The following is a 21,280-nucleotide window of genomic DNA, read 5'->3' as shown; positions in this document are numbered from 1 at the left end:
GACTCTTTAATGACAAATCGCATTAAACCCTGGCACGGTGTCATGGTGGCCACGGCTCTCCCTCTGCGTGAGGACCTGTCCGTCGACTTCGACGGCTATGCGGAGCACTGCCGCTGGCTGGTCGAGAACGGCTGCGACGGCGTGGTCCCCAACGGGTCGCTGGGCGAGTACCAGACGCTCACCGCCGAGGAGCGGGCCAAGGTCATCGAGACGGCCGTCGAGACGGTCGGCGGGCCGAACGTGATGGCGGGCGTTGGCGCGTACGGCGCGGCGGAGTCGCGGCTGTGGGCCGAGCGCGCGGCCGCGGCCGGCTGCGGTTCGGTGCTGCTGCTGCCGCCCAACTCCTACCGGGCCGACGAGCGCTCCGTGATCGCGCACTACCGCGAGGTGGCCAAGGCCGGGGTGCCGATCGTGGCCTACAACAACCCGTACGACACCAAGGTGGACCTGACGCCCGCGCTGCTGGCCACCCTGCACGGCGAGGGCCTGATCGTGGCCGTGAAGGAGTTCAGCGGCGACCCGCGCCGGTCCTATGAGCTCGGCGAGCTGGCCCCCGGCCTCGACGTGCTGATCGGGTCCGACGACGTGCTGCTGGAACTGGCGATCGCCGGGGCTGTCGGCTGGGTCGCCGGCTACCCCAACGCGCTGCCCGCCTCCAGCGTCGCCCTCTACCGGGCCGCGCTGGCCGGTGACCTCGAGACCGCGCTGCCCCTGTACCGTACGCTCCACCCGCTGCTTCGCTGGGACTCCAAGACGGAGTTCGTGCAGGCCATCAAGCTGTCGATGGACATCGCGGGCCGTCACGGCGGGCCCTGCCGCCTGCCGCGCGTGCCGCTGACCGAGACGCAGGAGGCGGCCGTACGCGGTGCGACGGAGAAGGCGCTCGCGGAGGGCATGCGATGAGGACGAAGCGGGTCTTCCACGCCGTCGACTCGCACACCGAAGGCATGCCCACCCGCGTGATCACCGGCGGCGTGGGCGTGATCCCCGGCGCGAGCATGGCCGAGCGGCGCGTCTACTTCCGCGACCATCTCGACCACATCCGCAGGCTGCTGATGAACGAGCCGCGCGGCCACGCCGCCATGAGCGGCGCCATCCTGCAGCCGCCCACCCGGCCCGACGCCGACTGGGGCGTGCTGTTCATCGAGGTGTCCGGGCTGCTGCCGATGTGCGGTCACGGCACCATCGGCGTGGCGACCGTGCTGGTGGAGACCGGCATGGTGGAGGTCGTCGAGCCGGTCACCACCGTACGACTGGAGGTGCCCGCCGGGCTCGTCGAGGTGGACGTGGCCGTCGAGGACGGCATGGCCATGTCGGTGACGCTGCGCAACGTGCCCGCCTACTGCGACCGGCTCGACGCCGTCGTCACGGTGCCCGGCTTCGGCGACATCCGCTATGACCTGGCGTACGGGGGCAACTTCTACGCGATCGTCGACCTCGACGACTACGGCCTGCCCTTCGACCGCAAGGCCAAGAACGAGATCCTCGCCGCCGGGCTGGCCACGATGGCGGCGATCGACGCGGCCGACGAGCCCGTGCACCCCGAGGACGACCGCATCCGGGGCTGCCACCACGTCTACTTCGCCGCGCCGGGCTCGGACGCGCACCACTCGCGGCACGCGATGGCCATCTACCCGGGCTGGTTCGACCGCTCGCCGTGCGGCACCGGCACCAGCGCCCGGATGGCCCAGCTGCACGCCCGTGGCCAGCTGGCCGTGAGCGGGGGGCCGGGGAGCGGGGAGTTCGTCAACGAGTCGTTCATCGGGACCCGCTTCATCGGCCGCCTGCTGGGGGAGACCACCGTCGGCGGCCGGCCCGCGGTCGTGCCGGCCATCACCGGGCGCGCCTGGGTCACCGGCACCGCTCAATACTTCCTCGACCCGCGCGACCCGTTCCCCGAGGGATTCGAGCTGTGAGCGTCACCACGGTCGACTACCACACCGCCGGCGAGCCGTTCAGGATCGTCACCGGTGGCGCCCCGGACATCCCGGGCGCCACCGTCCTCGAACGCCGGGCCGCCGCACCTGGCGGCCCGGCCGAGCGGGTACGGCGGCTGCTCTGCCACGAGCCGCGCGGCCACGCCGACATGTACGGCTGCTTCCTGGTCCCGCCCGACGACCCCGGCGCCCACTTCGGCGCGCTGTTCTGGCACAAGGACGGTTACTCCACCGCCTGCGGCCACGGCACGATCGCGCTCGGCGTGCACGCCGTCCGCGAGGGCCTGGTCGAGGCGGACCCCGGCGGCGAGACGGACGTGGTCGTCGATGTGCCCTCGGGCCGCGTCACGGCCCGCGTGCGCGGCTCGCGGGACCGCGTCGAGTCGGTCACCTTCGTCAACGTCCCGTCGTACGCCATCGCGCGCGCCGTCCCCGTCGCCGGGGTCGAGGTCGACCTCGCCTACGGCGGAGCCATCTACGCCACCCTGCCCGCCTCGGCCGTCGGCCTGTCCGTCGAGGCCGGGAACCTGACGGAGTTCGTCGGTCACGGCCGCCGCGTCAAGGCCGCCCTGGCGGGCCACCCGGCCACCCGGCATCCGTCGGACGACCGGCTGTCCGGCGTCTACGGGGTGATCTTCTACGAGGACGAACCGGGTGAAGGACTGCGCCAGCGCAACGTGACCGTGTTCGCCGACGGTGAGGTGGACCGCTCGCCGTGCGGGTCCGGCACGGCCGCGCGGCTCGCCCTGCTGTACGACGACGGTCACCAGGGTCCGCTGATCCACACCGGCATCGCGGGCGGCACGTTCGTCGCCACCGTGGGGAAGGTGACGGACCAGGGCGTCGTCGCCGAGATCGAGGGCATGGCCTACCGCACCGGGCGGCACACCTTCGAGCTCGACCCCGAAGACCCCCTCGGCACCGGGTTCGTGCTGCGGTGAACGCGCTGCCCTACCTCGACGCCGCCACCATCGAGCGGCTGGTGCCCGTGGCGCGGGCCGTACGCATCCTGGAAGAGGCCCTGCGGGACGGGCTCGATCCGGAGGAGACGCCGCTGCGGCCGATCGTCGAGCTGCCCGCCGGGCAGCTCCTGCTGATGCCCGCCGCCGCGGGGCGGTACGCGGGCGTGAAGGCCGTCACCATCGCGCCCGGCAACGCCGAGCGCGGGCTGCCCCGCATCCAGGGGACGTACCTGCTGCTCGACGGCGACACCCTGAGCCCGCTGGCCGCCATGGACGGCATCACGCTCACCTCGCTGCGCACCCCGGCGGTCTCGGCGCTCGCCGTCAAGCACCTGGCCGGGCCGGACGCCCGTAACCTGGTGGTGTTCGGCACGGGCCCGCAGGCGTGGGGGCACATCCTCGCGCTGGGCGCGGTCCGGCCGGTCGAACGGGTCACGGTCATCGGCCGTGACCCCGAACGCGCCGAAAGCCTCGCCGCACGCTGCCGTGACCACGGCCTGCCGGCCCGCGCGGTGCACGGCCGGGCTCCGGATCTGAGTGCCGTGGCCGAGGCGGACCTGATCGCCTGCTGCACCACGGCCAGGGAGCCGCTCTTCCCCGGCGGGCTGGTCCGCGACGACGCCACGGTGGTCGCGGTCGGATCGCACGAACCGGAGGCCCGTGAGCTGGACGGAGACCTCGTCGCCCGCGCCACGGTCGTCGTCGAGGCCAGGTCGTCGGCGCTGGCCGAAGCGGGGGATGTGGTCATCCCGGTGCGCCAAGGTACGATCACCACCGGTCACCTCGCCGGGAACCTCGCCGACCTGATCGCCGGCCGGGTTCCTGCGGGCAGCGGTCCCCGCGTGTTCAAGAGCACCGGGATGGCGTGGGAGGACCTGGTGGTCGCCGCCGCCGCGTACGAGGCGTGGGTTTAGCGGCGTGCCCCCAGCGAGGGGTGATCAGCGGGCGTGTACTGAGCGAAGGGATGGCCGGATGGCTGCCGAGGACCGGCTCGACCTGCCGATGGTGGGCGAGCGGCAGAGCTTGCGCGAGCAGGTCGCGCACGCGCTCCGCGCCGCGTTGATCACGGGTGAGATGCGCCCGGGGGTGGTCTACTCCGCGCCGGTGCTGGCCGCGCAGTTCGGCGTCTCCGCCACGCCCGTCCGTGAGGCCATGCTCGACCTGGCCAAGGAGGGACTGGTCGAGGCGGTGCGCAACAAGGGCTTCCGGGTCACAGAGCTGTCCGACCGCGATCTCGACGAGCTGACCGAGATCCGGCAGCTCATCGAGGTGCCCACCGTGACCCGGCTGGCCGACAGCTCGCGCGCGGCCGACTTCGAGCGGCTGCGGCCCGTCGCCGAGGAGATCGTCGCCGCCGCCGAGCGGGGTGACCTGCTCGCGTACGTGGACGCCGACCTGCGCTTCCACGTGGAGCTGCTGACGCTGTCGGGCAACGCCCACCTGGTCGAGGTGGTCAAGGACCTGCGCAACCGGGCCCGGCTCTACGGCCTGTCGCAGCTGTCGGAGCGCGGCACGCTGTCGGACTCGGCCCGCGAGCACGTCGCGCTGCTCGACGCGCTCAAGGCCGGTGACACCGAGGCGGCCCGCCACATCATGTCGGAGCACATCCAGCACGTCCGCGGCATCTGGGCCGACCCGCACTGATCACCTGGGGGCCGACCCGCATTGATCGCCTCCGGCGAGGCTACTTGGTCGGGCGGGTCGTGCCCAGGCTCGCGGCCACGATGCAGATGATCGCCGCCCACTGCTGCGCGTGCAGCATCTCGCTCAGCACCAGCAGGCCGACCAGCGCGGCCGCCGCGGGCTCCAGGCTCATCAGGATGCCGAACACGTGTTTCGGCATCCGCCGCAGCGCCTGCATCTCCAGCGAGTACGGGATCACCGACGACAGCAGCCCCACCCCCAGCCCGATCAGCAGCAGATGCGGCTGGAGCAGGTCGCCGCCGCCCGACGCGATGCCCACCGGCGCGACCACCACGGCCGACACGATCATCGCGACCGACAGCCCGGTGGTGCCGGGGAAGCGCCGCCCCACCGAGGCCGACAGCAGGATGTAGGCCGCCCACAGCACTCCCGCCCCCAGCGCGAACCCGATGCCGATCCAGCTCACCGACGCCGACTGGCCCCAGGGCGCGAGCAGCGCCACGCCCGTGGCCGCCAGGCCGATCCACACCAGGTCGAGCCGCCGCCTGGAGGCCGCGACCGCCACGCCCAGCGGCCCGAGGAACTCGATCGCCACCGCGATCCCCAGGGGCAGCCGCGCTATCGCCTCGTAGAACGACAGGTTCATCAGCGCCAGCGTCACGCCGAAGACGAGCCCGACCCCCATGTCACGCCACGACATCCCCTTCAGCTTCGGCCTGGCCACCGCGCCCATGATCAGCGCACCCGCCCCGATGCGCAGGAACACCACCGCGCTCGGCGGCAGGGCCGCGAACAACTCCTTGGCGAAGCCCGCCCCCAGCTGCACGGAGAAGATCGCCAGCAGCACCAGCCCGGAAGGCGGGATCGAGTCTGCGGCGCTGCGCAGCACACTGCCGGGTCTGGGCAGGCCCGATCCCCGGTCGAAGGGATCATCGAGGGCGAAGGCGCTCACGGCACTCCTCAATAGGCAGGACGGCTCAGTAGCGGAACGGCGGTTAGAACGGTACCGAGCTGGGCCGACATTCCCCCACTAGGGTGGTATTAATACGCACTGAACCGTTGAAGCCGACCATTCGACCATGGAGTCATGACCGCACCCCCGGCCTCCCTCGTCCGTCCTCCGCTCGTGCTGTCCGCGGCCACCTTCGTCAGCAGCTTCGACCGGTTCGCCGTGAACCCCATGCTCGTCCTGATCGCCGCCGACCTCGGCGTCCCACTGTCGGCGGCGGTCGCGGTCGCCAGCGGCTACTACCTGGCCTACGGCCTGACGCAGCCGCTGTGGGGCGTGCTCTCCGACCGGTTCGGCCGGGTGCGGGTGATGCGGGCGGCGATGTTCGGCGCCGCGCTGGCCGGAGTGGCCTCCGCCCTGATGCCGGTGCTGGGCGCCCTGGTGGTGTCGAGGATCGTGGCGGGCGCCTGCTTCGGCGCGGTGATCCCCACCTCGCTCACGTACGTCGGCGACACGGTCGCGCCCGTCGTCCGGCAGCGCGCCCTGTCGGACCTGATGGGCGCGGGAGCCCTGGGCATCGCCATGGCCACCGGTCTGGGCGGCGTGCTCGCCGACCTGGTCGACTGGCACGTGGCGTTCACCGTGCCCGCGGCGTGCGCGCTGGCCTGCGCGCTCGCGCTGCGCTCCCTGCCCGAGCCGCCCCGGGCCGAGATCGGCGGGCTGGGCAGGCACGTGGGCGCGGTGCTGCGCGAGCCGTGGGCGCTGCTGGTGTTCGGGCTGGCCTTCGTGGAGGGCGCGGTGCTGCTCGGCACGATGTCCTTCCTCGCCACGGCTCTGGAGCATGACGGCGTCAGGGCGGCGGTCGCCGGTCTGGCCACCGCCACCTACGGCCTGGGCCTGTGGGTGTTCACCAGGCTGGTCAAACGCCTGTCGCGGACGTGGTCCCCGGCCGCGCTCATCGCCGTCGGGGGAGCGCACCTCTGCGCCGGGTACGCGCTCGTGGCGGTCCACGTCAACCTGGCGACCGTCGGCGTCACCGCGCTGCTGCTGGGCGTCGGGTGGTCGTTCATGCACTCCTCGCTGCAGACCTGGATCACCACCGTCGCGCCCAACGCCAGGGGGACCAGCGTGGCCTTCTTCGCCGCGGCGCTGTTCGTCGGCAGCGCGGTGTCGTCGTGGGCGGGCGGCCCGGCCGCTCAGGACGGCAGGTACGCACTGCTGTTCGGCGTCTCGGCGGCCGTGGCGGTGCCGCTCACCGTGGTCGCCGTCATCGGCCGCCACCGCTACGGGGTCACCGGCCGCGCCTGACACTTACTCCCAGCGGAACGTGCGCGCGGCGATGCCCAGCGACAGCACCGCCCAGGCGGCCAGCACCGCCAGCGCCCCCAGCGGCAGGGCCGCGCCCCCGGCGAGCACGGCACGCAGCCCGCCCGTCAGCGCCGAGATCGGCAGCACCTCCAGGGCCGGCCGCATCCCGGCGGGGAACTTCGACAGGGGGAAGATCACCCCGCCCGCGCCGAGCAGCACGAGGTAGACGAGGTTGGCCGCGGCCAGCGTCGCCTCGGCCCGCAGCACCCCCGCCATGAGCAGCCCCAGCCCGCTGAACGCCGCCGTCCCCAGCAGCACGAGCAGCAGCGCCCCGACCGGCGAGCCCTGGGGCCGCCAGCCGAGCGCCAGCGCGACCGCCACGATCACCACGACCTGGACGCCCTCGACCGCGAGCACCGCCACCGTCTTGGCCAGCAGCAGCCCGGCCCGCGACAGAGGAGTCGCGCCGAGCCGCTTCAGCACGCCGTAGCGGCGCTCGAAGCCCGTCGCGATCGCCTGCCCGGTGAACGCCGTCGACATGATCGCCAGCGCGAGCACCCCCGGCGCGAGGAAGTCGATCCGCCGGCCCCCGCCGACGTCGATCAGCGGAGCCAGCGAGAACCCGACGAGCAGCAGTACCGGGATGATCAGCGTCAGCAGCAGCTGCTCGCCGTTGCGCAGCGTCGCGCGCGTCTCGGCCGCCGCCTGCGCCAGCACCATGCGGGCGAACGGCGCCGCCGCCGGGGCGGGGGTGAAGTCGAGCGTGGTCATCGCAGCTCCCTGCCGGTCAGCTCCAGGAAGACGTCTTCGAGCGTGCGGCGCTCGATGCTCAGGTCGTCGGCCATGACGCCCTCCGCGGCGCACCAGGTCGTCACGGTCGCCAGCAGCTCCGGGCCCACCTGGCCCTCGATGATGTAGTGGCCGGCGGGCGACTCCTTGGCCGCGCTGCCTCCCGGCAAGGCGTGGAGCAGCTCATCCAGCGAGAGCCCCGGCCGGGCACGGAAGCGCAGCTGCCGCTCGGCCCCGGTCAGCGACGCCGGGCTGCCCTCGGCCACCACCCGGCCCCGATCGATGATCACCACGTGGTCGGCCAGCCGTTCGGCCTCGTCCATGTGGTGGGTGGTGAGCACCACGGAGACCCCCGCGGCCCGCAGCTCGCCCACCAGGTCCCAGCAGGCGTGCCTGGCCTGCGGGTCGAGCCCGGCCGTCGGCTCGTCGAGGAACACCAGCTCCGGCCGGCCGATCACCGCCGCGGCCAGGGAGAGCCGTTGCTGCTGGCCGCCCGACAGGCGGCGGTAAGGGGTGCGGGCGTGGTCGGCCAGGCCGAGCCGTACCAGAAGGGCGCCGGCGTCGAGCGGGCGGGCGTAGAAGCGCGCGACCAGGCGCAGCCACTCCCCGCAGCGCACCGCGGGCGGCACGCCGCCCGCCTGGAGCATCACGCCCACCCGGGGCCGCAGCGCGGGTTGGTCGGGCGGCAGGCCCAGGACGCGTACGGTGCCGGAGTCGGCCCTGCGGAACCCCTCGCAGATCTCCACCGTGGAGGTCTTGCCGGCGCCGTTGGGCCCGAGCACGGCGGTGACCGCGCCCCGCTCGGCGCGCAGCGACAGGCCGTCGACCGCCGTGGCGCCGCCGTAACGCTTGACCAGGTCGATGAGCTCGACGGCTGGGGATTCCATGGCCACGAGTTTAGGGACTGTCCGCGGCGGTCCGCCTGGCAACCCTGCCCGGCCGCACCCGGCCGATCTGGGGGCCGATCGCGGGGCCGATCGCGTGACTGATCCTGTGGCCGGATATGGACAGCTGTTGACCCGGCCGTTTCCCGGAAAGTCCCCACCAGGAGTGAAAGTCTGAGAGTGACGTCCACATCACAGGAGGTTGCCATGTCACAGCGCAGTGGCTATGAGCCCGGTGTTCCGTGCTGGGTGGATCTGTCGAGCACCGACGTCGAGGCGTCCGCCCGCTTCTACGACGGCGTCTTCGGCTGGCAGGCGGAGATGATCGACGACCCGGCGGCCGGCGGCTACGGCCAGTTCACCTACGACGGCGAGAAGGTCGCCGGAGTGGGCCCGGCCATGGGGCAGGGCATGCCCTCGACCTGGAACACCTACATCGCCGTCGACGACGCCGCCGCCGCGGCCGACCGGGTCAAGAACTCGGGCGGGACCGTCATCATGGAGCCCATGCAGGTGTTCGAGGAAGGCACCATGGCCGTCTTCCAGGCGCCCGACGGGTCGTTCGTCTCGGTCTGGCAGGCCGGCCGCCACAAGGGCGCCGAGCTGGTCAACGAGCCGGTCGCGTTCTGCTGGAACGAGCTCGTCACCCGCGACGTCGCGAGCGCGGAGCGGTTCTATTCGGCCGTCTTCGGCTGGACCGCGCGCCATCAGGAGACGGAGGGCGTCAAGTACACCGAGTGGCGGCTCGGGGACGCGAGCATCGCCGGCATGATCGAGCTGTCGCCGAACTATCCGCCGCAGACGCCGTCCCACTGGATGACGTACTTCGCCGTCGACGACCTCGACGCCACCGTCGCCGCCGCCGAGCGCGCGGGCGCCACGATCCTCGTCGCCGCCATGGACGCGCCTCCCGGGCGGTTCGCCATGCTCACCGACCCGCAGGGTGCGGCACTGTCCGTGATCCAACTCCACGAAGTCAGCTAAATATCCCATAACCGGGAATTAGGCAGACCGGATCTTGGTTCCATCCCTCGGCCCTCGTGGGTCACAAGCCTGCGAGGGAGAGGGGTTCACGCATGTCCGTGGCAGAAGCCACGCCGCTCACGTCACCTGTGGTCAAGGGGAACCGGCGCGGACTGCTGTTGATCATTCTCGGAGCGCTGTCGGCCATCGGCCCGCTCTCGATCGACATGTACCTGCCCGCGCTGCCCGCCATCACCGGCGAGCTGGTCAGCACGCCCGCCCAGGTACAGCTGACGCTGACCGCCTGCCTCATCGGCGTCTCCGTCGGCCAGGTGGTCGCCGGGCCGGTGAGCGACGTGCGCGGCCGCCGGCTGCCGCTGATCGTGGGCGTGGCCGGGTACACGCTCGCCTCGCTGCTGTGCGCCTTCGCCCCCTCGGTGCCCGTGCTCATCGTCTTCCGCCTGCTGCAGGGCGTTCTCGGCGGCGCGGCCCTGGTCATCGTCCGGGCCGTCGTCCGCGACCTGTACGACGGCGCCGCCATCGCGCGCATCTTCGCCACCCTCATGCTCGTCAGCGGCCTCGCGCCGATCCTGGCCCCGATCGCGGGCGCGCAGCTGCTCGGCTTCACCTCCTGGCGCGGGGTGTTCGTCGCGCTGAGCCTGGCCGGGATCGTGCTGCTCGCGGCCGTGCTCGGCGGGGTCCGTGAGACGCTGCCCGCGTACGAGCGGGAGAGCGGCGGGCTCGGTCACACCGTGCGCGTCTTCTGGCAGCTGCTGCGCGACCGCTCGTTCATGGGCGGCGCGCTGACCGCCGGGCTGGCCTTCGCCGCCATGTTCGGCTACATCTCCGGCTCGCCGTTCGTGCTGCAGGAGGTCTACCACGCCACCCCGCAGCAGTATTCGCTCATCTTCGGGCTCAACGCGCTCGGCCTGACCCTCATGGCCCAGGTCGGCGGCCGGCTCTCGGGGCGGGTGCCGCCGGCCCGGCTGGTGGCCGTCGGCCTGTGCGTGGGCCTGGCCGGCGCGGGGCTGCTGCTGGCCGCGGCCATGATCGGCATGGGGCTGGCGGGCATCGTCGTCGGGCTGTTCGTCATCATGTGCGGCCAGGGCCTGGTGCTGCCGGGCACCGGCGCGCTGGCCCTGGCCGGCCAGCCGCAGCAGATCGCGGGCAGCGCCTCCGCCCTGCTCGGCGTGCTCCAGTTCGCGCTGGGCGCCCTGGCCGCGCCGCTGGTCGGCCTGGTGGGATCGGGTTCGGCGGTGCCGATGGCGTCGGTGATGCTGGGGCTCATCGCCTGCTCGGCCGTGTCGTTCCTGGTCATCGGCAGAGTTAGGTAAGCCTACCCTGCGTGAGAAATTCCATTCCTCCGTCTTCCTGGATCCATTTGTGAATCGGGAAGGAATTACGGCACACTGATGTTGTGAAAAACGTGCCCACGTCGATCGAGCCCGGACACGAGCGCGGCACCCGCGCCCGTGTGGCACGGCTGATCCTTGAGCACGGTCCCGTCGCGGCGGCCGCGTTGGGCGAGCGGCTCGGGCTCACGCCCGCCGCCGTCCGCCGGCACCTCGACGCGCTGCTGGCCGACGGGATGATCGAGCCCCGCACCGTGCGCCCGCACGGGCAGCGCGGGAGAGGGCGGCCGGCCAAGCTGTTCGCCATCACCGACGCGGGGCGCAGTGCTTTCGAGCACGCCTACGACGACCTGGCCGGCAGTGCGCTGCGTTTCCTGGCCGAGCGCGTGGGCGAGGAAGCCGTGACCGACTTCGCCCGTTCGCAGGTGTCCAGCCTGCTGCGGCGCCTGGAGCCGGTCATGCGGACGGTGCCGGCCGACCAGCGCGTACAAGTGCTGGCGCAGGCGCTGTCGGCGGACGGATACGCCGCCTCGGCCACCAAGGCCAATCTGGGCGGCGACCAGCTCTGCCAGCATCACTGCCCGGTGGCGCACGTGGCCGCGGAGTTCCCGCAGCTGTGTGAGGCCGAGACCGAGGCGTTCGCGCAGCTGCTCGGCACCCCCGTGCAGCGCCTGGCCACGATCGCGCACGGCGACGGGGTCTGCACCACACATGTGAGCCCGCACGCGCTGGGTCTTGCGACGAGCAGGGCCACCCATAGCGACAAAAGCAAGGAGACCGGAAGGTGACTGTCACCGACCGCCCGGAGCTGGAAGGCCTCGGGAATTACAAGTTCGGCTGGTCCGACTCGGATGCCGCAGGGGCGGTGGCCAAGCGCGGCCTGTCCGAGGAGGTCGTACGCAACATCTCCGCGCTCAAGAACGAGCCGGAGTGGATGCTCGACCTTCGCCTGAAGGGCCTCCGCCTGTTCGGCAAGAAGCCCCTGCCCACCTGGGGTTCCGACCTCACGGGCATCGACTTCGACAACATCAAATACTTCGTGCGCTCGACCGAGAAGCAGGCCGCTTCCTGGGACGAGCTGCCCGACGACATCAAGAACACCTACGACAAGCTCGGCATCCCCGAGGCGGAGAAGCAGCGCCTCATCGCCGGTGTCGCCGCCCAGTACGAATCCGAGGTCGTCTATCACAAGATCCGTGAGGACCTCGAGGAGAAGGGCGTCATCTTCGTCGACACCGACACGGGCCTGAGGGAGCACGAGGAGCTCTTCAAGGAGTACTTCGGCTCGGTCATCCCGGTGGGCGACAACAAGTTCGCCGCCCTCAACAGCTCCGTGTGGTCCGGTGGCTCGTTCATCTACGTGCCGCCGAACATCGAGGTCGAGATCCCGCTGCAGGCCTACTTCCGGATCAACACCGAGAACATGGGCCAGTTCGAGCGGACCCTGATCATCGTCGACGAGGGCAGCTACGTCCATTACGTCGAGGGCTGCACCGCGCCGATCTACTCCTCCGACTCGCTGCACTCCGCGGTCGTCGAGATCGTCGTGAAGAAGAACGCCCGCTGCCGTTACACGACCATCCAGAACTGGTCCAACAACGTCTACAACCTGGTCACCAAGCGCGCCGTCGCCTACGAGGGCGCGACCATGGAGTGGATCGACGGCAACATCGGCTCCAAGGTCACCATGAAATACCCGGCCGTCTACCTGATGGGCGAGCACGCCAAGGGTGAGACGCTGAGCGTCGCCTTCGCGGGCGAGGGCCAGCACCAGGACGCCGGGTCCAAGATGGTGCACCTGGCTCCGCACACCAGCTCCACCGTGATCTCCAAGTCGGTGGCGCGTGGCGGCGGCCGCACCTCCTACCGCGGTCTCGTGCAGATCGAGGAGGGTGCCCACGGCAGCGCCAGCACGGTCAAGTGCGACGCGCTCCTGGTCGACCAGATCAGCCGCTCCGACACCTACCCCTACGTCGACGTCCGCGAGGACGACGTCTCGATGGGTCACGAGGCCACGGTCTCCAAGGTGAGCGAGGACCAGCTGTTCTACCTCATGAGCCGCGGTCTCAACGAGGACGAGGCGATGGCGATGATCGTGCGCGGCTTCGTCGAGCCGATCGCGCGCGAGCTCCCCATGGAGTACGCCCTCGAGCTGAACCGCCTCATCGAGCTGCAGATGGAAGGAGCCGTCGGCTGATGGGCCTGACCGAGAAGCCCTTGTCGACCCTGCACGAGAAGGCGTCCTACGACCTGGACGACTTCGAGGTCCCCACGGGGCGCGAAGAGGCGTGGCGCTTCACGCCGCTGTCGCGCCTGAAGGGCCTGCACAGCGGCAAGGCGGAGATCACCGGACGGGTGCTCACCCAGGCCTACACCCCGGCGGGCGTCACCGCCGAGTGGGTCGGGCGTGAGGACGCGCGCATCGGCAAGGCGTACGTGCCGGCCGACCGCGTCAGCGCGCAGGCCTACAACGCCTTCGAGAAGGCGCTGGTCGTGACCGTGCCCAAGGAGGCCGTGCCCGCCGAGCACATCCGCATCGAGGTGCGCGGCGGCGGCACCGACGGGGCCACCTACGGCCACGTCGTGGTCGTGGTCGAGCCCCTGGCCGAGGCCGTGGTCGTCATCGAGCACCAGGGCAGCGCGGTCTACGCCGACAACATCGAGTTCGTCGTCGGCGACGGCGCCACCCTCAAGGTCGTCAGCCTGCAGGACTGGGACGACGACGCCGTACACGTCTCCCACCACCACGCCCAGCTCGCCAAGGACGCCACGTTCAAGGGCTTCGCGGTGACCCTGGGCGGCGACCTGGTGCGCCTGTCGCCGAGCGTGTCCTACACCGGCCCGGGCGGCGACGCCGACCTGTCCGGCGTCTACTTCGTCGACGCGGGCCAGCACCTGGAGCACCGTCTCCTGGTCGACCACTCGCAGCCCCACTGCAAGAGCAACGTCGACTACCGCGGCGCCCTGCAGGGCGAGGACGCGCACGCCGTGTGGATCGGCGACGTGATCATCAGGGTCGAGGCCGAGGGCACCGACACCTATGAGCTCAACCGCAACCTGATCCTGACCGACGGCGCCCGCGCCGACTCGGTGCCCAACCTGGAGATCCTCACCGGCGAGGTGGCCGGCGCCGGCCACGCCAGCGCCTCCGGGCGCCTCGACGACGAGCACATCTTCTACCTGCAGGCCCGCGGCATCCCCTTCGACGAGGCCCGTCGCCTGGTCATCCGGGGCTTCCTCGGTCAGCTCATCGAGAAGATCCAGGTGGCCGAGATCCGTGACCGCGTCATGAACGCGGTGGAGGCGGAGCTCGCGCGATGAGTTTCGAGAAGGTGTGCAAGGTCGAGGACATCCCCGACGGCGGGGTCCTCGGCCTCGAGGTCGGGGAGACCCCGGTCGCGCTCGTCCGCAAGGGCGGCGAGGTGTTCGCCCTGCACGACGTCTGCTCCCACGCCGAGGTGAAGCTCAGCGAGGGAGAGGTCTACGACGGCACCCTCGAGTGCTGGCTGCACGGCTCGTGCTTCGACATCCGCTCGGGCAAGCCCACCGGCCCGCCCGCCATCAGACCCGTGAACGTCTACACAGTCCAGATCGACGGCGACGACGTCCTCGTCTCGCTCTCGAAGGAGTCATAAACACATGTCCACCCTTGAGATCCGTGACCTGAAGGTCGCCGTCGAGGACAAGGAAATCCTGCGCGGCGTCAACCTCACCGTGCAGTCGGGCAAGACCCACGCCGTGATGGGGCCCAACGGCTCGGGCAAGTCCACGCTCGCCTACGCCATCGCCGGCCACCCGAAATACACCATCACCGGCGGTGAGGTGCTGCTCGACGGCGTCGACCTGCTGGAGCTGACCGTCGACGAGCGGGCCCGCGCCGGCCTGTTCCTCGCCATGCAGTACCCGGTCGAGGTGCCCGGCGTGTCGGTCTCCAACTTCCTGCGCTCCGCGGTCACCGCGGTCCGCGGCGAGGCGCCCAAGCTGCGCCAGTTCGCCAAGGACCTCAAGACCGGCATGGACGCGCTGGCCATCGACGCCGAGTTCGCCCAGCGCAACCTCAACGAGGGCTTCTCCGGCGGCGAGAAGAAGCGCCACGAGATCCTCCAGCTGGAGCTGCTCCAGCCGAAGATCGCGGTGCTCGACGAGACCGACTCCGGCCTCGACGTCGACGCGCTGCGCGTGGTGTCCGAGGGCATCAACCGCTTCCGCGCCGCGGGCGACACGGGCATCCTGCTGATCACGCACTACACCCGCATCCTGCGGTACGTGAAGCCCGACTTCGTCCACGTCTTCGCCGGCGGCAAGATCGTGGAGGAGGGCGGGCCGGAGCTGGCCGACAAGCTCGAGGCCGAGGGCTACGAGCAGTACACGAAGGCATCTGTATGACTTCCACCAGCTTGGACGTGGAGAGGATCAGGAAGGACTTCCCGGTTCTCTCCCGCGAGCTGCCCGGCGGGCGTCCGCTCGTCTACCTCGACTCGGGCAACTCCTCACAGAAGCCCACGGCGGTCGTCGAGACCGTCCGTGAGCACCTGGCGATGCACTACAGCAACGTCGGGCGGGCCATGCACGCGCTCGGCGCGGAGTCGACCGAGGCCTACGAGAGCGCGCGCGACAAGGTGGCCGAGTTCATCGGCGCCCCGTCGCGCGACGAGGTGATCTTCACCAAGAACGCCTCTGAGGCGCTCAACCTGGTCGCCTACTCCTTCGGCAACCCGGGCAACACCGACCCCCGCTTCACCCTCGGCCCCGGCGACGAGGTGGTCATCTCCGAGATGGAGCACCACTCCAACATCGTGCCGTGGCAGTTCCTGGTGCAGCGCACCGGGGCGACGCTCAAGTGGTTCGGCGTCACGGACGACGGCCGCCTCGATATTGCGGATATTTCAGGACTGATCACTGAGCGCACGAAGATCGTGTCGATCGCGCACCAGTCCAACGTGCTCGGCACCATCAACCCAGTCGCCGACGTGCTCCGCCGGGCCCGCGAGGTGGGCGCGCTGGTGATGCTCGACGCCTCCCAGTCGGTCCCGCACCACGCCGTCGACATGGCCGCGCTGGGCGCCGACTTCGTGGCCTTCACCGGCCACAAGATGGTCGGACCCTCGGGCATCGGCGTGCTCTGGGGCCGGGCCGAGCTGCTCGATGCCATGCCCCCGTTCATGGGCGGCGGCGAGATGATCGAGGCCGTCTGGATGGACCACTCGACGTACGCGCCGGTGCCGCACAAGTTCGAGGCGGGCACGCCGCCGATCGTCGAGGCCATCGGCCTCGGCGCGGCCGTCGACTACCTGACCGGTGTCGGCATGGAGGCCATCGAGGCGCACGAGCGCGGCCTGACGGCCTACGCGCTCGACGCGCTGCGTGAGGTGCCCACGCTGCGCCTGATCGGACCCGACTCGCTCGACCAGCGGGGCGCCACCCTGTCGTTCACGCTCGACGGCATCCACCCGCACGACGTCGGGCAGCTGCTCGACGACGAGTTCGGCATCGCGGTGCGGGTCGGCCACCACTGCGCGCGACCGCTCCACCTGCGCTTCGGAATACCGGCGACCACCAGGGCGTCGTTCTATCTGTACAACACCACGGACGAGATCGACGCCTTGGTCCGCGGCCTCCATCACGTTCAGAAGGTGTTCGCATAGCCATGATCGGCGAGTCGATGTACCAGGAACTGATCCTGGAACACTACAAGCACCCGCAGGGGCGGGGGCTGCGTGACCCCTACGACGCCGAGGTTCACCACGTGAACCCCACGTGCGGCGACGAGATCACGCTCCGGGTCAAGCTGGGCGACGCCGGCAAGATCGAGGACGTCTCCTACGACGGGCAGGGCTGCTCGATCAGCCAGGCCGCCGCTTCGGTGCTGCACGAGCTGACCACCGGCTCGACGGTCGAGGAGACGCTGTCGGTGGTCGACGAGTTCACCCGGCTCATGCAGGGCAGGGGCAAGGTGGAGGCCGACGAGGACGTGCTCGGCGACGCGGTGGCGTTCGCGGGCGTGGCCAAGTTCCCGGCGCGCGTCAAGTGCGCGCTGCTGTCGTGGATGGCCTACAAGGACGCTGTAGTGAGGAGTGCTGCGCGATGAGCAAGCCGGTGGAGACACCGACCGGGTTCGACGGTGAGGCCACCGTCGACGAGGTCATGGAGGCGCTCAAGGACGTCGTCGACCCCGAACTCGGCATCAACGTCGTCGACCTGGGCCTGATCTACGGGCTCAATCTCGACCCCGCCGAGGGCGGCCGGCCCGTGGCCACCATCGACATGACGCTGACCAGCGCGGCCTGCCCGCTGACCGATGTCATCGAGGATCAGGCGCATTCCGCGCTCGAGGGCATGGTTTCGGATGTTAAGATCAATTGGGTCTGGCTCCCGCCGTGGGGACCGGACAAGATCACTGACGAAGGGCGCGAGCAACTTCGTATGCTAGGCTTCAACGTCTGATCGTTGCTGTACGGCTGGCATCTCGGTGTCAGCCGCTTCAGCCTGCCAAAGTCTGAAATTCAGACAAGTCGGGGAATACATGGTGTCTTCCCCGTGTTGGCAACACGTGCACCTAGCGCACCAATGTGCGTTCCACTGCCGCCTGCGGCCGGCAAATGGGTGCGCGTAGACGGCCCGTCCTCCGGGCCAGTCCCCACCCAGCAGGTGCCGACCACCTGCGCCTCGCAATGAAGTACGGCACCGCCGTACGTCCCGGCTCGTCCTTTTCGCAGAAGTGACGCGCCACTTCGACTGAAAGGCACGAAGTTCGTGACCATGCTTGACGCTGTCCTGCCCGAGTTCAACGAGGTCCTGCCCGAGCTCGACGAGAGCACCCCCGAGGCGGGTCCCGGGTTCGAGGAGCTCGGCCTGCCCAAGCCGCTCGTCACCGGGCTGGCCAAGCAGGGCATTGCCAGCCCGTTCCCCATCCAGAGCGCGACCATCCCCGACGTCCTCACCGGCGCCAACGTTCTCGGCCGCGGCCAGACCGGCTCCGGCAAGACCCTCGCCTTCGGGCTGCCCCTCATGGCCCGCATCTCCGGCGTCCGGCCCACCCCGGGCCGCCCCCGCGCGATGATCCTCGTCCCCACCCGTGAGCTCGCGCTCCAGGTGCACGACGCCCTCGAGCCGCTCGGCCGGGGCCTCGGCCTGCGGATGAAGGTCATCGTCGGCGGCATGTCGATGGGCAAGCAGATCGAGGCGCTGCGCCGCGGCGTCGACGTCGTCATCGCCACCCCCGGCCGGCTGGGCGACCTCATCCGGCAGGGTGAGTGCTCGCTGGGCGACATCGAGGTCAGTGTCCTCGACGAGGCCGACCACATGTGCGACCTCGGCTTCTTCCCCGTCGTCACCGAGCTGCTCGCGCAGACCCCGGCCGACGGGCAGCGGTTGCTGTTCTCGGCCACGCTCGACGGCGACGTCGACAAGCTGGTGCGGCGCTTCCTCAAGGACCCGATCACGCACTCGGTGGCTCCCGCGACCTCCCCGGTCGAGCTCATGGAGCACCACGTGATCCAGGTGACGCGCGACGACAAGTTCGACGTCACCGCGGAGATCGCCAACCGCGAGGGCCGTACGATCATCTTCGTCCGCACCCAGCACGGCGTCGACCGGCTGTGCAAGCAGCTGGCCCGCGTCGGCATCAAGTCGGGCGGCCTGCACGGCGGCAAGCGCCAGAACCAGCGCACCCGCATCCTGGCCGAGTTCCGTGAGGGCTCCGTCAACGTGCTCGTCTGCACCGACGTCGCGGCGCGCGGCATCCACGTCGACAACATCAGCCTCGTGCTGCACGTCGACCCGCCGCAGGACCACAAGAGCTACCTGCACCGCGGCGGCCGCACCGCCCGCGCCGGCGAGAAGGGCACCGTGGTCACCCTGGTGCTGCCGAGCGAGCGCCGTTCGACCGACCAGCTCACCCGCCGGGCCGGGATCCACCCGTTCCGCCTCAAGGCCGAGCCGGGTCACCCCCGTCTGGCCGAGGTGACGGGCGCCCGGGTCCCGAGCGGCGAGCCCGTCCCGGTCTGGGAGCCCGACGTCCGCAAGCCGCTGCGTCCCCGCCGCGAAGGCGGCCACAGCGGCTCCGAGCGTCGCGGGCGCCGTCCGCGCCGCGAGTTCGACGGCGAGCGCCGTCCGCGTCGCCACGAGGACGGGCAGCGCCCCTTCGTCGCGGGCGACGACCGGCGCCCCCGTCGTCACGACGTGGACGACCGCTACCCGCGCCGGCACGCCGAGGGCGGCTCGCAGGAGCCCCGCACCTTCGGCGGCGACGACCGGGGCGGCGACCGCGGCCAGGGCGGCGGCTTCCGTGGCGGTGACCGTGGTCCGCGTGGCGGCGGCTACCGCGGCGACGACCGCCCGGCCCGCTCGGACGCGCCGCGTGGCGGCTACCGCTCCGACGACCGTCAGAGCGCACCTCGCTCGGACGACCGTCAGGGTGGCGGCTACCGTTCCAACGACCGTCAGGGTGGCTTCCGCTCGGACGACCGTCAGGGTGGCTTCCGTTCCGACGACCGCGGCCCGCGTGGCGGCGGCTACCGCTCCGACGACCGCGGCACCCGCGCTCCCGCCGGCGACCGTGGCCGTCCGTTCTCGGCCGACCGCGACCGCCCCGCCCGCACCGACGACCGCCCGCGCGACGGCTACCGCTCCGGCGGGGCCCGCTCGGACGAGCGTGGCGGCTACCGCTCCGACGACCGTGGCCAGGGCGGCGGCTTCCGCAGCGGCACCGGCCGCCGCTTCGACCGCTGACCCCGGCGGGCCACCGGTGAACGCCGGTGGCCGACGCTGACCGACGCACGGCGCTGCCCGCCGTACCCCTTCATCGGGGGTACGGCGGGCAGCGCCGTTTTCTGCTCGTGGGCCTCAGGGTTCGGGCACGTGTTCCCGGCGGGGTCGCAGCGCGTGGATCGCGGCGCTGGGATCGTCGGCGAAGAAGCGGATCACGCGGGCCTCGGCGCGGCGGCCGAGGGGGCGGACGGCGGTGATCGGTTCGGCCAGTTCGAGGATCAGGTTGGTCTGGGAGGCCACCGCCACGGCCAGCCGGTCGCCCTCCACCTTGATCGTGCCGTGCTCGTTGAAGTTGCGGACCTGGCGTACCTCGGCGATCTGCTCGCGCGGGACGCGCAGGTCGAAGAACGCGCCGTAGCGGATGCGCACCTCGTCGGCGGAGACGACGTGGGGCCGGGTGACGCAGGCCGCGATGACCGAGAGCACGATGAGGACCGTGTAGGCGTCGGCCACGAGGAACACGGTACGCAAGCCGACCGGCGCGCCGAACGCCCGCAGCAGGATCTCCGCGCCCACCAGCTCCACGACCATCGCGAACAGGAAGATCATCATGGTCGGGGTCTGCGCGCGGGAGTAGGAGAGGGCGGTGGCGCCGTACGGCACGCCGTGGCGGCGCCGTACGACCCACAGGGCGAGGCTGACCATGCCCTTCGCGTCGAACCCCATGATCCGTCGCACCTGATCGGGGACCAGCCGCCCATAGGCCGCCCGCAACGCCGTCCGCCGGCTCGCGCCGGCCCGGCGCTCGGCTCCGAACAGCCGGTAGAGGGTCGCCGCCTCCAGGACGAGCACGGCGAGGACGGCCGCCTCGGCTGTCGCGCTCAGCGGGCGGGGCAGCGCCACGCCGGACACGAGCAGGACCGCGAGCAGCAGCTCCATGGGCGCCATGGCGAACAGCACGGCGCGCGCGATCCGCACCATCATCCTCGCTCCCTCAGCATGACCATCACCAGCCGGAACACCTCGGCCTGGGCGGCGGACATCTCGCTGTACATCGTCGTCAGCCACTCCCCGCCACCCACGTTCTCGGTGGTGGGCGGGCGCAGGCGATCGGGAGCCGCGTCCAGGTTCGCGAGCATCGCCGTCACCATCTCCCCGGGAAGGTGGGCGGCGAGCGTGGCGACGCGGGAGTCGCCGGGGTCGGCGTCGGCGAGCTCGTCCAGCCGCGCGTAGAGGGCGTGCCCCCGGGCGACCGCCTCGGGTTCGGTGAGCGGGCGGAACAGATCGATGAACTCGGCCCGGTCGGCGGGGTCGGCCACGGTGTCCATCAGAGCCAGCAGCTCCCGGTCCATTTCCGCGAACTTCGAGCCCTCGACGGAGAGATCGCGCAGGACCGTCGCCATTTCCGGCGACACCGTGGAGTCGGGATGCACATCCGTCTCCGCCAGCAGCGCGGCCAGCCGGTTCCGTCTGGCGCCGATCGTCTCCTGCTGCCGGGCCAGGTCGGCGTCCAGCTCCAGGAGCACTTCCCGCAGCTCGCGGCCCTGGTCGTCGGCCAGGACGTCGCGGATCTCGTCCAGGGACATGCCCAGCTCGGCCAGCCGGCGCACGCGGGTCAGAGCCACCGCGTCCCGCAGCCGGTACTCCCGGTAGCCGTTGGCCAGCCGCTCGGGCTCGGGGAGAAGGTTCAGGTGGTGGTAATGGCGCACGGTCCGGGTGGACACCCCGGCCAGCGTGGCAAGCTCGCCGATCCTCATGACCCCTATTGGACACGTTGACGCTA

The 21,280-nt window shown here is 71.2% G+C and carries 22 protein-coding genes; 17 read left to right on the top strand and 5 right to left on the bottom strand.

Going from position 1 to position 21,280, the window contains the following annotated elements:
- Positions 1-9 precede the first annotated feature (9 nt).
- Genes LDL49_RS13675 through LDL49_RS13655 form a run of 5 tightly spaced genes read left to right on the top strand, consistent with a single transcriptional unit; the run spans position 10 to position 4,543 of the window.
- Complete coding sequence (locus LDL49_RS13675; protein WP_225291381.1) at positions 10-903, top strand: dihydrodipicolinate synthase family protein; 894 nt, start codon at positions 10-12, stop codon at positions 901-903.
- The gene (locus LDL49_RS13670; protein WP_225291380.1) at positions 900-1,916 is read left to right on the top strand and encodes a proline racemase family protein; all 1,017 of its coding nucleotides are present in this window, start codon (positions 900-902) and stop codon (positions 1,914-1,916) included. Before LDL49_RS13675 ends, LDL49_RS13670 begins: the two co-directional genes overlap by 4 nt.
- Positions 1,913-2,878, top strand: coding sequence for a proline racemase family protein (locus LDL49_RS13665; RefSeq protein ID WP_225291379.1), 966 nt, complete (start codon positions 1,913-1,915; stop codon positions 2,876-2,878). The genes LDL49_RS13670 and LDL49_RS13665 overlap by 4 nt, the downstream gene beginning before the upstream one ends.
- The gene (locus tag LDL49_RS13660; RefSeq protein WP_225291378.1) at positions 2,875-3,813 is read left to right on the top strand and encodes an ornithine cyclodeaminase family protein; all 939 of its coding nucleotides are present in this window, start codon (positions 2,875-2,877) and stop codon (positions 3,811-3,813) included. Before LDL49_RS13665 ends, LDL49_RS13660 begins: the two co-directional genes overlap by 4 nt.
- A 58-nt stretch (positions 3,814-3,871) precedes the next feature.
- The gene (locus tag LDL49_RS13655; protein ID WP_225291377.1) at positions 3,872-4,543 is read left to right on the top strand and encodes a GntR family transcriptional regulator; all 672 of its coding nucleotides are present in this window, start codon (positions 3,872-3,874) and stop codon (positions 4,541-4,543) included.
- A gap of 40 nt (positions 4,544-4,583) precedes the next feature.
- On the opposite strand, the gene LDL49_RS13650 is transcribed toward LDL49_RS13655, so the two are convergent.
- Positions 4,584-5,495: an EamA family transporter gene (locus tag LDL49_RS13650; protein WP_225291376.1), complete on the bottom strand. Its 912-nt coding sequence runs from the start codon at positions 5,493-5,495 to the stop codon at positions 4,584-4,586.
- Positions 5,496-5,630: 135 nt separating this feature from the next.
- Between LDL49_RS13650 and LDL49_RS13645 the strand changes: the two genes are divergently transcribed.
- A complete protein-coding gene (locus tag LDL49_RS13645) occupies positions 5,631-6,800 on the top strand; it encodes an MFS transporter (RefSeq protein WP_225291375.1) in 1,170 nt (389 codons plus the stop codon).
- Positions 6,801-6,803: 3 nt separating this feature from the next.
- Here the strand turns inward: LDL49_RS13645 and LDL49_RS13640 are convergent, their stop codons facing one another.
- Both LDL49_RS13640 and LDL49_RS13635 read right to left on the bottom strand, forming a co-directional pair.
- Positions 6,804-7,571, bottom strand: coding sequence for an ABC transporter permease (locus tag LDL49_RS13640; RefSeq protein ID WP_225291374.1), 768 nt, complete (start codon positions 7,569-7,571; stop codon positions 6,804-6,806).
- Positions 7,568-8,476, bottom strand: a complete 909-nt coding sequence (locus LDL49_RS13635; protein ID WP_225291373.1) for an ABC transporter ATP-binding protein — start codon at positions 8,474-8,476, stop codon at positions 7,568-7,570. The genes LDL49_RS13640 and LDL49_RS13635 overlap by 4 nt, the downstream gene beginning before the upstream one ends.
- Positions 8,477-8,680: 204 nt before the next feature.
- Between LDL49_RS13635 and LDL49_RS13630 the strand changes: the two genes are divergently transcribed.
- From LDL49_RS13630 to LDL49_RS13580, 11 genes are all read left to right on the top strand, one after another.
- Positions 8,681-9,457 carry a VOC family protein gene (locus LDL49_RS13630; RefSeq protein ID WP_225291372.1) on the top strand — a complete coding sequence of 259 codons (777 nt, stop codon included), beginning with the start codon at positions 8,681-8,683 and terminating at the stop codon, positions 9,455-9,457.
- A gap of 92 nt (positions 9,458-9,549) precedes the next feature.
- Positions 9,550-10,770, top strand: coding sequence for a multidrug effflux MFS transporter (locus tag LDL49_RS13625; protein ID WP_225291371.1), 1,221 nt, complete (start codon positions 9,550-9,552; stop codon positions 10,768-10,770).
- Positions 10,771-10,862: 92 nt separating this feature from the next.
- On the top strand, positions 10,863-11,576 hold the full coding sequence (locus LDL49_RS13620) for a helix-turn-helix transcriptional regulator (protein ID WP_225291448.1): 714 nt from the start codon (positions 10,863-10,865) through the stop codon (positions 11,574-11,576).
- Positions 11,573-12,985, top strand: a complete 1,413-nt coding sequence (sufB, locus tag LDL49_RS13615; protein ID WP_225291370.1) for a Fe-S cluster assembly protein SufB — start codon at positions 11,573-11,575, stop codon at positions 12,983-12,985. The genes LDL49_RS13620 and sufB overlap by 4 nt, the downstream gene beginning before the upstream one ends.
- Positions 12,985-14,109: a Fe-S cluster assembly protein SufD gene (sufD, locus tag LDL49_RS13610; protein WP_225291369.1), complete on the top strand. Its 1,125-nt coding sequence runs from the start codon at positions 12,985-12,987 to the stop codon at positions 14,107-14,109. Before sufB ends, sufD begins: the two co-directional genes overlap by 1 nt.
- Positions 14,106-14,423, top strand: coding sequence for a non-heme iron oxygenase ferredoxin subunit (locus tag LDL49_RS13605; protein WP_225291368.1), 318 nt, complete (start codon positions 14,106-14,108; stop codon positions 14,421-14,423). The genes sufD and LDL49_RS13605 overlap by 4 nt, the downstream gene beginning before the upstream one ends.
- A gap of 4 nt (positions 14,424-14,427) precedes the next feature.
- Entirely contained in the window at positions 14,428-15,174 is a 747-nt protein-coding gene (gene sufC / locus LDL49_RS13600) for a Fe-S cluster assembly ATPase SufC (RefSeq protein ID WP_225291367.1), read from the top strand.
- A complete protein-coding gene (locus tag LDL49_RS13595; RefSeq protein ID WP_308016116.1) occupies positions 15,171-16,433 on the top strand; it encodes a cysteine desulfurase in 1,263 nt (420 codons plus the stop codon). Before sufC ends, LDL49_RS13595 begins: the two co-directional genes overlap by 4 nt.
- A 2-nt stretch (positions 16,434-16,435) precedes the next feature.
- Positions 16,436-16,876: a Fe-S cluster assembly sulfur transfer protein SufU gene (gene sufU / locus LDL49_RS13590; protein ID WP_225291366.1), complete on the top strand. Its 441-nt coding sequence runs from the start codon at positions 16,436-16,438 to the stop codon at positions 16,874-16,876.
- On the top strand, positions 16,873-17,232 hold the full coding sequence (locus LDL49_RS13585) for a metal-sulfur cluster assembly factor (RefSeq protein ID WP_214636283.1): 360 nt from the start codon (positions 16,873-16,875) through the stop codon (positions 17,230-17,232). The genes sufU and LDL49_RS13585 overlap by 4 nt, the downstream gene beginning before the upstream one ends.
- 315 nt (positions 17,233-17,547) lie before the next feature.
- On the top strand, positions 17,548-19,518 hold the full coding sequence (locus tag LDL49_RS13580; protein WP_225291365.1) for a DEAD/DEAH box helicase: 1,971 nt from the start codon (positions 17,548-17,550) through the stop codon (positions 19,516-19,518).
- A gap of 114 nt (positions 19,519-19,632) precedes the next feature.
- On the opposite strand, the gene LDL49_RS13575 is transcribed toward LDL49_RS13580, so the two are convergent.
- Complete coding sequence (locus tag LDL49_RS13575; RefSeq protein ID WP_225291364.1) at positions 19,633-20,481, bottom strand: hypothetical protein; 849 nt, start codon at positions 20,479-20,481, stop codon at positions 19,633-19,635.
- On the bottom strand, positions 20,478-21,254 hold the full coding sequence (locus LDL49_RS13570; RefSeq protein WP_225291363.1) for a MerR family transcriptional regulator: 777 nt from the start codon (positions 21,252-21,254) through the stop codon (positions 20,478-20,480). The genes LDL49_RS13575 and LDL49_RS13570 overlap by 4 nt, the downstream gene beginning before the upstream one ends.
- Positions 21,255-21,280 lie beyond the last annotated feature (26 nt).

It is taken from the genome of Nonomuraea aurantiaca (assembly GCF_020215705.1).
GTDB lineage: Bacteria > Actinomycetota > Actinomycetes > Streptosporangiales > Streptosporangiaceae > Nonomuraea > Nonomuraea aurantiaca.
The sequence above is the reverse complement of the archived record's forward strand: the minus strand, read 5'-3'. Positions and strand labels throughout refer to the sequence as shown.

Excerpts from the sequence above, each read along its gene's own strand:
- LDL49_RS13655 (WP_225291377.1), top strand. The coding sequence starts at position 3,872 with ATGGCTGCCGAGGACCGGCTCGACCTGCCGATGGTGGGCGAGCGGCAG.
- LDL49_RS13605 (WP_225291368.1), top strand. The coding sequence starts at position 14,106 with ATGAGTTTCGAGAAGGTGTGCAAGGTCGAGGACATCCCCGACGGCGGG.
- LDL49_RS13580 (WP_225291365.1), top strand. The coding sequence starts at position 17,548 with ATGCTTGACGCTGTCCTGCCCGAGTTCAACGAGGTCCTGCCCGAGCTC.
- LDL49_RS13575 (WP_225291364.1), bottom strand. The coding sequence starts at position 20,481 with ATGATGGTGCGGATCGCGCGCGCCGTGCTGTTCGCCATGGCGCCCATG.
- LDL49_RS13675 (WP_225291381.1), top strand. The coding sequence starts at position 10 with ATGACAAATCGCATTAAACCCTGGCACGGTGTCATGGTGGCCACGGCT.
- LDL49_RS13645 (WP_225291375.1), top strand. The coding sequence starts at position 5,631 with ATGACCGCACCCCCGGCCTCCCTCGTCCGTCCTCCGCTCGTGCTGTCC.
- sufU (WP_225291366.1), top strand. The coding sequence starts at position 16,436 with ATGATCGGCGAGTCGATGTACCAGGAACTGATCCTGGAACACTACAAG.
- sufC (WP_225291367.1), top strand. The coding sequence starts at position 14,428 with ATGTCCACCCTTGAGATCCGTGACCTGAAGGTCGCCGTCGAGGACAAG.
- LDL49_RS13635 (WP_225291373.1), bottom strand. The coding sequence starts at position 8,476 with ATGGAATCCCCAGCCGTCGAGCTCATCGACCTGGTCAAGCGTTACGGC.
- LDL49_RS13630 (WP_225291372.1), top strand. The coding sequence starts at position 8,681 with ATGTCACAGCGCAGTGGCTATGAGCCCGGTGTTCCGTGCTGGGTGGAT.
- LDL49_RS13625 (WP_225291371.1), top strand. The coding sequence starts at position 9,550 with ATGTCCGTGGCAGAAGCCACGCCGCTCACGTCACCTGTGGTCAAGGGG.
- LDL49_RS13670 (WP_225291380.1), top strand. The coding sequence starts at position 900 with ATGAGGACGAAGCGGGTCTTCCACGCCGTCGACTCGCACACCGAAGGC.
- LDL49_RS13595 (WP_308016116.1), top strand. The coding sequence starts at position 15,171 with ATGACTTCCACCAGCTTGGACGTGGAGAGGATCAGGAAGGACTTCCCG.
- LDL49_RS13640 (WP_225291374.1), bottom strand. The coding sequence starts at position 7,571 with ATGACCACGCTCGACTTCACCCCCGCCCCGGCGGCGGCGCCGTTCGCC.
- LDL49_RS13570 (WP_225291363.1), bottom strand. The coding sequence starts at position 21,254 with ATGAGGATCGGCGAGCTTGCCACGCTGGCCGGGGTGTCCACCCGGACC.
- LDL49_RS13585 (WP_214636283.1), top strand. The coding sequence starts at position 16,873 with ATGAGCAAGCCGGTGGAGACACCGACCGGGTTCGACGGTGAGGCCACC.
- sufD (WP_225291369.1), top strand. The coding sequence starts at position 12,985 with ATGGGCCTGACCGAGAAGCCCTTGTCGACCCTGCACGAGAAGGCGTCC.